This is a genomic window from Shewanella sp. 2_MG-2023, assembly GCF_030548905.1.
In the GTDB taxonomy this organism is placed as follows: domain Bacteria; phylum Pseudomonadota; class Gammaproteobacteria; order Enterobacterales; family Shewanellaceae; genus Shewanella; species Shewanella electrodiphila.
The window spans coordinates 149577-163212 of sequence record NZ_JAUOSO010000013.1; the positions used below are offsets into that span (position 1 = coordinate 149577).

Genomic DNA, 13636 nt, shown 5'->3' on the forward strand with positions numbered 1-13636 from the left:
TTCACAATAGTTACATTACCCATTTCAACGCAAGATAATAACGTCGCCCCATTAAATCATAGGTCATCGTGTTGGTGTTTCCGTCTGTGTAACTTTGATGATATGGCGCTTGTTTATCAAATAGATTATCGATACCAGCCGTGAACCCTAAACTACGGGTTAATTGGTAATAAAGCTGTGTATTATGATAGGTCACAGCGTCTACAGAATCACCAATATCACCTGCAGCGGCGTATTGATCATCCGCCTCGCCAATATATTGAATGTTATAGCCAAAGCGCCAATCATCTTTAGCAATATCAAAATACAAATTTGAACGCCACTTGGTATAACTGCCGTCATAGCCAATGGTGCCAGCCCGTTCTTCTACTGGTGCACCTTCATAAGTTTGCAGATTATATTCATCTAAATAACTGACTTCAAACGAGGTGTTTGTGGTGAACTCACCAAAGTCCTTTTGATAGAACATAGCTAAATCGACACCTGATACTTCTTCTGTTGCTGCATTTCCTAATTGGGTTTGCAAATAGGTAATTTCACCGGTTTGCTCGTCGCGAATAAAGTGCTCATCGTTGCAAAAAGGGTGGCTCATATTGGCACTGTCATAACAGGCAGCAAGTTTACTTGAGCCATTGACTGAGTTAATTGCGTTTTCAATTTTTATGTCATAGTAATCAAGCGTGACATTCAGCCCCTCGATAAAACTCACATCCCACACAACACCGACAGTGAATGTGTCTGCCTCTTCAGGTTGTAAATCTGCGTTACCACCACGGTCAGTTAATATAGTGCCTTCATGGTTAAAATCTATTGGCACATCTGCAGCTTGGCAATTGGCAAAACGATGTGAGCTTGGGTCAAGTTGGCTCCAGTCGCTACAAGGATCTGTGGTGTTCATTGAACCTTGGCTAATGCCGCCAAACAATTCAGGAATATTAGGTACTCTAAACGCAGTCGATTTGGTCGTACGAAGGGTGAGCTGGTCATTCAGCATCCACTGTAAACCAAGCTTATAGTTAGTATCACTGCCAAACGTATCAAAATGCGAGTAACGCACAGCTGCGGTTAAATCAACGGCTTTAGCCAGAGGCTTATCTGCTAACAAAGGAATATAAGCTTCTAAATACACTTCATCTGCGGTGTATTCTCCACTAATAGGGCCCTGTTGGCTGGTATTTGCTTCACCACTTATTGCTAAAGGATCAGGGTTACTCCAGCCCTTTTCTTTTCGATGCTCAATACCTGTGGCAAAACTCATAGTACCTGCAGGAAGTTGCCATAAGTCACCCGTTAAATTGGCAGTTAGACTTAATTGCTCATTTCCTCCATCACTCATCATATCGAATAAGAAGTAATCGAGCATTTCAGGGGTTAGTGAGCCCTCTCCCCAAAAGTCAGCACAAGGTATATTCGGATCAACACTGCAATTATCGTAATCTGTTGCCTCGCCTAAGCGAGTGTTGTTAATCACATTAGTGACTTCAAATGAGCCACGATTACTGCCGTAATTAACTGCGGCATCCCATTGCCAACCATTGTCTAAACCCCCTTGTAAACCGGCTACAACTCGCCATGTATCTGTTTCAATATTAAATTCACGAGGCGCTTCAGCTAAACGGCGGCTGTTAAGTAAAAAATCATTCTCAGTGAGGTTAGACTCGTGCCAGCTTGGTATTGTAATACCACTGACAGTTTGCGGAGTTGCGGGCAGTGTAGAACTGCGATGGGTATACATCGCCTCTGTAAATAGCTGCACATTGTCAGTTAAGTCGTACTCGCCTGAGGCAAAGACATTAAAACGCTCATTTGGCTGCACCGCATTAAAGTATTCAAAATAGTTGTCTCTATCGCTACTAGCATATTCATCACTACCATTAGGTAATAATTTCACTTCATCACCGATTGAATTACCATTTTCATCCAAGAAATAACCACGACCTCCTGGCAATGCAGTGCTGCCGCCACAGACTAATTCACCGTCGACTTCAGTTAATGGACATGGGGCGCGGCTGGTCATTTCTACCGCGTCAGCTTTATCATAACTTAACGCAATATATCCGCTGCCTCGCTCACCAACTTTCCCCACTGCTAAATCAAATTGATATTGCTCGCCATCACCTTGTTCAGTCATGCCCGTTCTTGCTTGAAACTCAACACCATCAATTTGGTCTTTAGTAATAATGTTAACCACACCTGCGACAGCGTCGGCGCCATAAACAGCAGAAGCACCATCTTTTAATACTTCAATACGCTCAATGACGCTGACAGGAATAGTATTTAAGTCCACTGACGAGTTAGCCCCCGTACCGCTGTTTACCATTCGTCTGCCATTAAGCAGTACTAGAGTTCGGTTTACCCCAAGACCTCGAAGGTTCACTTGAGTTGAGCCATAACCGCCATCAGTCCAATAAGCATTAGTTTGATTACCGGCAAACCCTGCAGAAGCAGACATTCTTTGCAATACTGCATCCACTGACGTTGCCCCCATCTGGGCAATATCATCAGCGGTGAACACTGCCATTGGTGCGGTTGAGGTGATTTCTTCTCTTTTTATCCGACTGCCAGTAATGCTAATTTTTTCCATCGACTTCAAATAAGGTGAGTGGCTTGCTGCAATGGACTCGGTCGCCATACTGTTAACTTCAATATCGTTCGCTTCGATATCAGATGAGGCAACAGAAATAAATGAACATAACGTCGCAGAAACCAATAAAGCGACCTTAGAAAAAGAAAATCTCACTGAATTCACCATAACAACCTTTAGTAGTATGCAAAATAGTTAACGTAATCACACAATTATTTAACCGTTCAACGTGCTAAACAACTTACAATTGTCATACTGCGACACTGTGTCACACCCCAGTAAAAGCCCAGAATACAAAGTGAGCAATATATATATCCCGTGTCTTCACTATCAACTTTGATGGAATGAAATAAACGGTCTGAATGACAAAATGATTAACTCATCAATAAATTGTTGTACTCTAAAGCCAATAATCCCCTTCGGATATTTCGATGAAACAAATACTCGCTCTATTTTTAGCATCACAAGTGGCTTGCTTTACTTCTGCAGTGTCAGCAGGCACTTTACACGACGCGTCGCTCGCTAAATTACCTGAGCCGGTGAGCAATAATGCCATTGCAAAAGTCAGTACTACGCAGGGTCAATACTTGCTGAGTTTTACTGGGCTAGCTCAAGGTAAGGGCTACCAAGATGTGCACAATAAAGCCTGGGCACTAAATTTAACTAAAGCAGAAGCGCAATGGCAACCCATTAAAGCCGTACCATTTGTCGCTCCACTTGCTGGTCGTTTAGCGTCTATTGCAGTTGGTCTTGAAGATAAAGCCTATGTTTTTGGCGGTTATACTGTTGCCGAAAACCATGAAGAAATCAGCACTGTAGATAACTATCAATTTGATATATTAAATAATCAATACCAACGTATTGCAGATATGCCAGTGGCTGTGGATGACACTGCAGCGAGTGTATATCAGCAGCGTTATATCTATTTGTTTGGCGGCTGGCATAACGATGGCAATGTTAACTTAGTCCAAGTTTACGACACCAAAACTAACACTTGGGATCAAGCTAGCCCTATTCCTGCTCCAGCAGTATTTGGTCAAGCCGTTGCGATGGTAAATAATAAAATCGTCTTATGTGATGGGGTAAAAGTGCAGGCTAATATTGGTCAACGTCGAAGCTATCAATCATCACCAGTGTGTTTGTACGGTGAAGTTAATCCTCAAAATCATTTAAGGATCAGCTGGCAATTATTACCTCATTATTCTATTGCCACGCCAACAAATCAAAGCAGAACGACACCATTAGCTACCGCTCACTATCGTATGGCGGCGACTGGCATTAATAATACCGCTGATGGACAAGCCGTATTTATGGCTGGCAGCAACAACCCATATAATTACAGTGGTATCGGTTATAACGGCAGCCCTAGCGAGCCACACAACTTGCAATACACCTTTGATTTTAAAACGATGCAATGGCTTGCGCCTATTTCGCTTGATGTTCCTAGCATGGATCATCGAGGGTTAATTTGCCACCAAGACCAATTACTGAGAGTGGGCGGTATGCTTAAGCAACAACAGGTTAGCGATCAAATCCTCTCAAGTGGATTAACGGGTAATCAAACTTGTACTCTGTAAGGAGTATAGAGTCTTATGTAATGTGATCTAGCTAACAATAAAGTATCGATTTGATTGCCTCAATTAAAGATATATTTAAAATGCATGTATAAATTAAATGTATCTTTTGGAATCACTATGACATCTACTGACCTTGAGCAATTAAGCACTTTATCAATACCCGCTTTGATTGATCACCTTGAATCGACTCATCACCAGTATGTTCGTGAAACTGCGCCACTGTTAGTTGAGTACTCGCAAAAAATGGTACAAGCCCACGGCGAAGATCATGCTGAAATTAAACCATTAGCCACGCTAATCGGTGCACTAATCGCTGATTTAATGCCGCATTTAATGAAAGAAGAACAAATATTGTTTCCTGCAATGCGAAGACTGGCTGCAGGCGAAGAAGTGAATGGCTGTTTTGGTCATATTGGGAATCCAATTAATGCCATGGAGCACGAGCATGATCATGCTGGCACAGTTTTGCAGCAGTTAAGAGAGCTCACCAATAATTACCAAATCCCTGAAGGCGTTTGTAGCACATGGCAAAAATGCTACCGCACTTTGGCCGAGTTTGATGCGGACTTACAAACTCATATTCATACTGAAAATGTATTATTGTTTCCAAAAGCGCTAGCTATTTAACTCTCATCATCTCTGATGAGTTGATAAAAAAACAAACCTATTTGATTCATCAAGTCCTTGGCTCTTGCTTCCCCCAGCAGAGCCATTTTTATGTCTTGAGGTTATTCATCTATAAGCATAAACAAGCCCTGCTAAGTACTTGTAATAATCAAAACTACTCGAACAATGCAGGACTAGCTCTTAATTTAAAGTTCAGTTCACGCTAGCATTTTGTGACTCACTTTTTGCCCACTTTCGCCCTTGATGCGCCATACGATATAAAATAGGTAGCACAAACAGCGTCAACATTGTCGATGAGATAATGCCACCAATCACTACAGTAGCAATAGGTCGTTGTACTTCAGCACCTGTACCAATGTTTAGCGCCATGGGAACAAAGCCAAGCCCAGCCACTAATGCCGTCATTAATACAGGACGTAACCTAATCAATGCCCCGTCAATAATGGCATTCAGTAACTCGCCTTTCTCTTGATATAACTGCCGAATAAAGCTCAACAGCACTAAGCCATTAAGCACCGCCACACCAGATAATGCGATGAATCCAACACCAGCAGAAATAGATAACGGCATGTCTCTTAACCATAACGAAATAACACCACCTGTTAACGCAAGTGGGATCCCGGTAAAGACAATGGCAGCATCTCTTACCGAATTAAACGCTATAACTAACAAGCCTAAAATAAGCGCCAACGTCAGAGGCACCACTATCAATAAACGTTGACTGGCTGACTCTAGTTGCTCAAACGTGCCACCATATTCCAACCAATAACCAGCCGGCAAATCCACTTGCTGACTAATTTGTTGTTTTGCTTCAGTGACGAATGAGCCTAAGTCACGACCACGCACATTAGCTGTTACAACAATACGGCGTTTACCGTTCTCACGGCTGATTTGATTTGGAGATGGGGCGATATCTAATGTCGCTACTTCAGATAAAGGCACATACTGCCCCGATGGCAGTACAATAGGTAACGCTTGTAAACTCTCTACATCTTTACGAATATTTTCAGGTAAACGCTGAACAATCTTAAAGCGACGATCACCTTCAAAAATAAGCCCTGCCTCTTCACCACCGATGGCCGTTGCGACAAAATCTTGCAGCTCACTGACCGTTAAACCATAACGAGCTAACGCCATGCGATCAGGTTGAATTGACAACATTGGTAAACCCGTCACTTGCTCAACTTGAAGATCCGATGCGCCTTCAATTTGCTCTAGCACTTCATGAATGGCATTGGCCGAGGTTAATAATTGCTGTAAATCATCACCAACCACTTTAATGCCTAAGTCAGCACGTACACCCGAAATGAGTTCGTTAAAACGCATTTCAATTGGCTGCGTCAGTTCAAAGTTATTACCAGGTTGACCAGAAACAGCATCGACAATATCGGCGGCAAGCGCATCATGGCTCATTTTCGGATTTGGCCATTCATTACGAGGTTTAAGCATAATGAAAGTATCAGCAATGTTCGGCGGCATAGGGTCGTTCGCCACCTCTGGAGTTCCTATTTTAGAAAATACATTGAGTACTTGGGGGAAGTGTTTAATTCTATCCTCAAGCATCATTTGCATATCTACAGATTGCTCTAAACCTGTACCTGGAATACGAATCGCCTGCAGCAAAATATCTTCTTCATTAAGCTGTGGAATAAACTCTGACCCCAGCGTAGCGGCTAACCAAATTGACAATGCCACCAAACCCACAGCTGCACTCAACACTAACCAGCGAAACTTCATCGCTACAATCAACAATGGTTTATACAAAGATTTACTTAAGGTAATAACCCGGCTTTCTTTTTCGCTAATCTTACCTGTCATAAACAAAGCAACAGCGGCAGGAACAAGCGTTAACGACAGCACTAACGCTGCTAAAAGTGCCATCACAACGGTGGCAGCCATTGGGTGGAACATCTTACCTTCAACACCCGTAAGGCTGAATAGTGGAATATAAACGACCGTAATGATCAATACACCAAATAAGCTTGGGCGAATAACTTCATTAGTGGCCTCATACACCAATTGTAAACGTTGTTTACGTGGCAAAATATGCCCGCCATTTTGTGCCTGTGCTTGGCCTAATCGGCGAATGGCATTTTCGACAATAATCACCGCACCATCGACAATCAAGCCAAAATCCAATGCCCCTAAGCTCATCAGGTTTGCAGATACGCCAGCTTGCACCATGCCTGTCATTGTCGCTAACATTGCCAGCGGAATGACCGCAGCAGTGATGAGGGCTGCTCTTGCGTTGCCCAACAAAATGAATAGCACCACAATAACTAACAATGCACCTTCAACGAGATTTTTCTGAACTGTATATACCGCTTTATCAACCAAAGTCGTGCGATCGTATACTGCCTCAACTTTAATCCCATCAGGTAATGACGCTTTAACGTCCTCAAGTCTTTCAGCCACAGCTAATGATACTTGGCGTGAATTCTCGCCCACCAGCATCATTGCACTGCCTAATACGGTTTCTTTTCCGTCTCGAGTGGCGGCACCAGTTCTTAACGCCTTACCAATGCCAACCTCTGCCACATCACTCATTAAGATTGGTGCGCTATCAATACGCTTAACAACAACCTGTTTAATATCGCTAATGGTTTTAAGCTGCCCGGCTGAACGAACTGTAAGTTGCTGTCCTTCGCGCTCAATATAACCTGCACCACGATTGCTGTTATTGCTTTGTAGCGCCATTTTGATATCGACAAAGGAAACCCCATAGGTCAACATTTTCAATGGTTGAGGCGTGATGTGATATTCCTTATCAAAGCCCCCTATGGTGTTGATTTCAGTCACTCCTTTCACTTGAGCTAATTGCGGTTTAATAATCCAGTCTTGGATTTCTCTTAGCGCTGTAGCATCGAAATCACTTCCATCAGCTTGTTTAGCATTCGACTTCGCTTCGATGGTGTACATAAAGATTTCGCCCAGACCAGTAGAAATAGGCCCCATTTCAGGCTCAATTCCAGCAGGTAAAGCCCCTTTTATGCCATTTAAACGCTCGCTAATTAGATTACGAGCAAAATAAAGGTCGGTGCCTTCATCAAATACGACTGTCACCTGCGATAATCCATATCGCGACAATGAACGAGTGTTAGACAAATTTGGAATACCCATCAGGGCATTTTCAATTGGATAGGTAATCCGTTGTTCGGTTTCTTGTGGTGAATAACCTGCAGCACGCGTGCTTATTTGCACTTGTACATTGGTAATATCTGGCACGGCATCAATCGGTAATTTCTGATAACTCCAAAGCCCAACAGCAACCAGCAATAAAGCTAGAAACATCATCATCCAGCGTCGATTAATCGCAAGACGTAAAACTGATTCAATCATATTTCGTCTCCTTTAATGAACGTGGGCAGCACTAGATTTTTCAAGATCCGCTTTAAGAAGAAAGCTCTTCTCAACGGCATATTCTTCACCTATAGAAATGCCAGATAACACCTCTGTTAGCTGGCTATCACTCTGGCCTAACTCAACAACGCGCTTTTCAAACCCTTCCTCATTACGGACAAACACCACTTGTTGACCCTCCATAACCTGAACAGCACGATTATCAATAACCATCGCCACAGATTGCTGACTCAAAGTTAATTCACCGGACAACAAAGCGCCCACAGCCCATTGCCCTTGCTTATTGTCTAGTGGCGCACGAGCTAAGGTATAAGCTTGATTATTCGTTGAGTTGAGAAGATGTTTTATTGTTGAATTTACTTGCTGTTTATTCGCACTCGCAGTGTCTGACCCAATAACAAGGTGTTGACCAACTGACACTGAGGTTAATTGTCCAGGGAAGATCTGATACTCAACCCACAACTCACTGTCATCCATGATGCTAAGCAGCACATTATCTGTGGCAAGCTCGCCCACATTGGCATTTCTGCTGACTACGACACCCGATATCGGCGCTGTTATTGAGTAATGCTTTAAGCTTGCATTAGACTCAACTTTGGCAATCACTTGCCCTGCTTTTACATTGTCGCCTACGGCAAAATTAAACTCAGTAATAAGCCCTGAAAATCTTGCTCTCACTTGGCTTATAGCTGTTTCAGGTACGACAGTGCGGCCATACAAGGTTACTGTTTTTTTGATATCACCCGATTGAGCGGTTTGCGAAACGATCCCTGATAATGTGACTTGCTCCGCACTGATATGCACTTGGCCTTCTTCATGTTCATCGTGACCATGCTCGTCATGCCCGTGCTCATCATCTCTATGATCATTATGTGCTTGTTCATCTGAATGGTTTTCTGAGTGACTATCTGAATGTTCGTTTTTATGTTCATCATGACCGAGAGTATTCTGTGTTTGCTCATTAGCGTGATGTTCAGAATGCACATCTTGATGATCATGATCGCCTGATGCATAAGCTGGAACAGCAAACATAAAGACTGCCGCCACAGCAATATGAACCACAGAAAGGTTATTGAATGGTCTTAAGTTCATTTGGGGAATCCTTGGAAATCTTCAAAAAAGGTATGTTGAGAGGCGGGAAGAGGTTCAGCAATTAATTGCTCTATGTCCACGCCATAACGCAATGCAGAAGCAGCAGCCTCAATTAATGCTCGACGAGAAAAGAGTAATTCCTCTCTTGCAGTTAAGTAATCAAGGTAGCTATATAGTCCTTGCTCATAAGCCGTTTGCGTATCTTCTAGAGCCAAAGTTAGTGTAGGAATAATGCTAAATTGCAAACGATTGACCGTGACAATGGCTTGCTGTCTATTGGCATAAGCACGATATAATTGTGCATACAATTCTCGTAAGGCAATCTCTCTATTAATCAGCACTTCATCTTTTGCTGCTTGAGCCGAAATGACAGCGCCCGTATTTCGTTCACCACTGAACAAGGGCACACTGAACCCTGCCGAAAATGCCATATCGTTGGTTTGCTGCATTTGTTTTACGCCAACCGACCAACTGACATCAGTACTCGATTGAGATTGAACAAAACGTAATTCGGCTTCTTTTAGCTGAGCTTGAGTTAAATAAGCTTCGATTGCTGGGCTATATTTCACCTTTTCAAATAAAGGTGCTAATGCAACATCGTCGGTGAAATCAAATAAGCTGCCTTCAATGGTTTCATAGTTAACCTGAGTTTCTCCCCACATCATACTGAGTGCTAATTTTGCGTAATCAAGTTGATGTAAATGGGTTTCTGCAATCAGCCTGGTATTATAAACAGCCGCCTGTGCTCTTTTAACTTCAGCATCAGGAGTCACCCCCGCTTTAGCGCGATGCTGCACCACCAATAACGTTTCTTCTGCAAGGCTCAATGCATCACCAGCAAGCTGCAACTTAGATTGCGCAGCTAACACATCAATATAGCGTCGTGTAGTTGTCGCAAGTATGCCAAGCCCTGCAATCTTTTGCTCAGCATCCAGTAACGCACGTTTTCTATTCACAATGCCTATGCGAGCATCTGATTTATCGCCAAGCTCTATTATCGATGATAACGACACTGTCGTTTCTGCACTATCAACAGCTTGAAAATCGCCAGAGCCAGCAATATTTTCAAGTTCTACGCCTAATTCGAACCCAGGCGAAAGCGCTTGTGTTTGCGCCTCACCTTCAAGCGCAAGTTGTCTGAATTGAAAAGTTTTCAAAGAAGGATGCTGTAATTGAACACGTTCAATTACAGTCAGTAGCGTCAATGATTCTGAAGCGGAGATCGAGCCAGTCGCGTATGAACTGGCAGAAACTAGCGCTGTTGTCCCTAATAAACAGCAAGCTATTTTTCTTAATAGAAAAGTACACCGTTTCGGGATGGTTATATTGTAAAACATCTGAGAATTAGCCTCGATTCAATACAAAAGATAAAACCTGCTGGCAATATGATTGATTAGAAAATACAGCAAGTTTTAGCAAATTCCGTAAAAAATTTGCTCATTTAAAAATGATTTTTGATTTAACGATTAAGCTTGGGGAGGGCGCAAAAAACTAAAGTAAGGAGCTTCTACTGCGTTGGAATTAAAGGTAAAAGCCAGGTAATCCGAATAGATATTGCCATGGTGTGCCATTGTGACTGGATGCATTAGCGTCATACAACAAGAGCAGCAGTTACTGCTGCATTCAGCACAGTCATCGTCAGCATGACTGTCGGCAAGAAAAATATCATCACAAAGCTCGTCGCTCGCTAGCGAGTGTTCATCAACAAAGGTTGTGTCTACTGAAGAAACATCATTGATTACTGTGGTGAAAAGTTCGACATTAACAGCGCAATCTTTATGCTCAAGAGCACAGTTGTCGGCCATCGCAACAACAGACTGCATCGCAAAAATCAGAATCAACAACAAGCGCGCCAGCATAGCTGGAAACGTGATCGTTGTGATTTTTACATCGCGATAAAAGCCTAACATTAATTCTTAGCGGCACCCTTTTTAGTGAACACATAATTAAATAGACCAACTAATAACATGTGTATCGCGCAAGTCTATGCTAAACCCCTTTAAAACACTACTGAGATTATTTGCTAATTGAATAGAGTAGACTTAAAAAACTAAAAACCTCGTTGAACGCACAATTTTATTCGATTAATCGGCGGATTTCTTGCAGCTGCTCAATTTCAAGATGCGGTAAAATATGTTGCGCCCTACCACCTTCATCAGCTTGAAGATTAAGCCAAAGACTTTGACAGCCTGCGTGTCTTGCGCCTAATACATCACTTATAGGATGATCGCCTATGTGCAATAGTTCATTGGTTTGGATATTTAAATGCTGACAACTAAGATCAAATAAATCGCTATAGGGTTTCATTCTTACCCCATGTCCAGGATGAACCACAAACTCTAAGGCATCATTAAGCCCAACACGGCGAGCATCGACATTACCATTAGTAATGCCAATTAATGGATACTGTTTGCCTAAGTCTGACAGTAAATTAAGAACACCATCATCAACCGTAAAGTCACTGCGATGAAAACAAAAACACTCTAAGCCTTGTTGCGCGCCTTGGCTTGCTTCAATTTCTGAATAATCCCATTGGATCAAAGCCTGCCTGAGGACTTCATAGCGCGCAGCTGTGGTGTCATGGGCCAGCTCACCATGCACAGCAATAACCTGTGCTTTTAGCTCACGCCATTGGGTTATTCCCCAGTTCGTCGGGGTGTTAAATTGCTCTTGCATAAATAGTGATAACGCAGATTCGGCTTTAATAATATGCGGTGCGTTATGGTACAAGGTATCGTCTAAATCAAAACTGATCGCCTTAAAAGGCCGCAGTCGTAAATATTGTTTCATTATTTCCCCTTGGCTTTTTTCGCTCTAGGATGAGCGCCATCGTAGACTTTTGCCAAGTGCTGAAAATCGAGACTGGTATAGATTTGCGTTGTGGATAAGTTAGCGTGTCCCAATAATTCTTGCACCGCTCTTAAATCTGCACTTGATTCAAGCATATGCGTTGCGAAGGAATGTCGCAATTTATGTGGGTGAACTTTTGCAGATAAAGCTTGCTCTTGGCCCCATTTATTCATTCTGAGCTGAATACTACGATGAGATAAACGTTTGCCTTGCTGACTGACAAATAAGGCATCACCCGCTTCTGCTTTTACCAAGGCGCTTCGGCAATCACACCAATGATTAATTGCTTCTATCGCCATTTTGCCAATAGGCACAACTCGCTGCTTACTGCCCTTACCCATCACTTTGACTTCGTTTTGACTGAAATCGATATCTGCCACATCTAAACTCGCCAGCTCAGCTAAACGCAAACCGCTGGAATAAAATAACTCCATAATGGCTTTGTCACGCTTACTGAGTGGATCATCAGCATCAATATCTAACAAGTGCGTCACTGCATCTAAATCCATATTCTTAGGCAGTGGCTTTGCTTGCTTTGGTGCATTAAGTGTTTTGGCTGGGTTGGTTTTAATGGCTTGTTCACGGACTAAAAAATCAAAAAATTGCTTTAAAGACGATAAACATAACGATAATGAACGTGGGCTAAGTCCTTGTCGATGAAGCTTAGACAGCACGGCTTGCAATTGATCGCGGTTAACCGTTAGCCAGCCTTCATTACATTCATCGAGTGAAGCGCCTTTAGGCTGCGAAAATATGATTTCAGCAGCGCGATGAATTTCATAAAGATAATTTCGTACGGTATGCGGCGAAAGCTGCCTTTCAGAATGAAGGTAGCGTTCAAATGCGGCTAGCCAACTGAGTTGACCCATGACACTGCCTCCAGTCATTGCTTAACAGAGCGTTGAGCGAGTCGGTTGCCAATTAGAATTTTGGCAACATATGATCCAATAGGTCTCTAATTTGTTGGAAAAAGAGATGATCCATATCAGGATGAAAATGGGCGGCATCAGCAGACGCTACGCCAAAAATAACTTGACCATTTTCATCTGATAATTTGGTCAGTGCTACCGAGCCCACCTCAGTGCCAAATAATCGTTTCGATTCAGATTGCGTTAAACGACCAAAGTAATAACCTTGCTGAATTCGTTGACGCCAAATCTTCGCCAATTCGCTGTCGATATCATGCACGGTTATCAGCCTTACATGGGTAAAACCAAACTCGGCCTTTAACTTTCCAGATAAAACTTGTCTGAGCTGGCCTAAATCTTCACACTTTAAGATCTGCATCGATAAATCGCTATTAAAGCGAAATATCTTTTCATTCTCTGTGGCGATTTTCATTAAAGAAGTAATTTCTTCTTCAAGTTGAGTCACCCGTTCACGCAGCATTTCTTGACGACGCTCAACTAAGGACACCGAACCACGCTCATGATGAGAGAGTCTCATTGCCAACAATAATTCAGGATATCGATTGAAAAAATCAGGGTTATCCAGCAGGTATTCGCGGATCATTAACTCATCAATCGGTAAATCTTCCATTACTACA

Annotated in this window: 9 protein-coding genes and 1 pseudogene; 2 read left to right on the forward strand and 8 right to left on the reverse strand. The window is 42.6% G+C overall.

Going from position 1 to position 13636, the window contains the following annotated elements; genetic code table 11:
• Positions 1–10: 10 nt before the first annotated feature.
• Positions 11–2740, reverse strand: coding sequence for a TonB-dependent receptor (locus Q4600_RS14210; protein WP_303517069.1), 2730 nt, complete (start codon positions 2738–2740; stop codon positions 11–13).
• 275 nt (positions 2741–3015) lie between these two features.
• On the opposite strand from Q4600_RS14210, the gene Q4600_RS14215 reads away from it, so the two are divergent.
• Entirely contained in the window at positions 3016–4161 is a 1146-nt protein-coding gene (locus tag Q4600_RS14215) for a kelch repeat-containing protein (protein WP_303517070.1), read from the forward strand.
• Between the two features lie 135 nt (positions 4162–4296).
• Positions 4297–4788 (forward strand): annotated as a pseudogene (locus Q4600_RS14220) (hemerythrin domain-containing protein); the annotation flags it as partial.
• A 192-nt stretch (positions 4789–4980) separates the two neighbouring features.
• Here Q4600_RS14220 and Q4600_RS14225 read toward each other — a convergent pair.
• From Q4600_RS14225 to Q4600_RS14255, 7 genes are all read right to left on the reverse strand, one after another.
• Positions 4981–8127, reverse strand: coding sequence for an efflux RND transporter permease subunit (locus Q4600_RS14225; protein ID WP_303517071.1), 3147 nt, complete (start codon positions 8125–8127; stop codon positions 4981–4983).
• A gap of 12 nt (positions 8128–8139) precedes the next feature.
• Entirely contained in the window at positions 8140–9240 is a 1101-nt protein-coding gene (locus tag Q4600_RS14230; protein ID WP_303517072.1) for an efflux RND transporter periplasmic adaptor subunit, read from the reverse strand.
• Positions 9237–10577: a TolC family protein gene (locus Q4600_RS14235; RefSeq protein WP_303517073.1), complete on the reverse strand. Its 1341-nt coding sequence runs from the start codon at positions 10575–10577 to the stop codon at positions 9237–9239. The genes Q4600_RS14230 and Q4600_RS14235 overlap by 4 nt, the downstream gene beginning before the upstream one ends.
• A gap of 129 nt (positions 10578–10706) precedes the next feature.
• A complete protein-coding gene (locus Q4600_RS14240) occupies positions 10707–11150 on the reverse strand; it encodes a hypothetical protein (RefSeq protein ID WP_303517074.1) in 444 nt (147 codons plus the stop codon).
• A 166-nt stretch (positions 11151–11316) separates the two neighbouring features.
• Entirely contained in the window at positions 11317–12030 is a 714-nt protein-coding gene (locus Q4600_RS14245) for an HAD-IA family hydrolase (protein ID WP_303517075.1), read from the reverse strand.
• The gene (gene xerC, locus Q4600_RS14250; RefSeq protein ID WP_303517076.1) at positions 12030–12959 is read right to left on the reverse strand and encodes a tyrosine recombinase XerC; all 930 of its coding nucleotides are present in this window, start codon (positions 12957–12959) and stop codon (positions 12030–12032) included. Before xerC ends, Q4600_RS14245 begins: the two co-directional genes overlap by 1 nt.
• Positions 12960–13011: 52 nt before the next feature.
• Entirely contained in the window at positions 13012–13629 is a 618-nt protein-coding gene (locus Q4600_RS14255; RefSeq protein WP_102529540.1) for a DUF484 family protein, read from the reverse strand.
• Positions 13630–13636: the final 7 nt, after the last annotated feature.

What these genes read in the sequence shown, in the direction of transcription:
- Q4600_RS14235 (WP_303517073.1), bottom strand. Translation starts at nt 10,577, where the DNA reads ATGTTTTACAATATAACCATCCCGAAACGGTGTACTTTTCTATTAAGA.
- Q4600_RS14230 (WP_303517072.1), bottom strand. Translation starts at nt 9,240, where the DNA reads ATGAACTTAAGACCATTCAATAACCTTTCTGTGGTTCATATTGCTGTG.
- Q4600_RS14245 (WP_303517075.1), bottom strand. Translation starts at nt 12,030, where the DNA reads ATGAAACAATATTTACGACTGCGGCCTTTTAAGGCGATCAGTTTTGAT.
- Q4600_RS14255 (WP_102529540.1), bottom strand. Translation starts at nt 13,629, where the DNA reads ATGGAAGATTTACCGATTGATGAGTTAATGATCCGCGAATACCTGCTG.
- xerC (WP_303517076.1), bottom strand. Translation starts at nt 12,959, where the DNA reads ATGGGTCAACTCAGTTGGCTAGCCGCATTTGAACGCTACCTTCATTCT.
- Q4600_RS14240 (WP_303517074.1), bottom strand. Translation starts at nt 11,150, where the DNA reads ATGTTAGGCTTTTATCGCGATGTAAAAATCACAACGATCACGTTTCCA.
- Q4600_RS14215 (WP_303517070.1), top strand. Translation starts at nt 3,016, where the DNA reads ATGAAACAAATACTCGCTCTATTTTTAGCATCACAAGTGGCTTGCTTT.
- Q4600_RS14225 (WP_303517071.1), bottom strand. Translation starts at nt 8,127, where the DNA reads ATGATTGAATCAGTTTTACGTCTTGCGATTAATCGACGCTGGATGATG.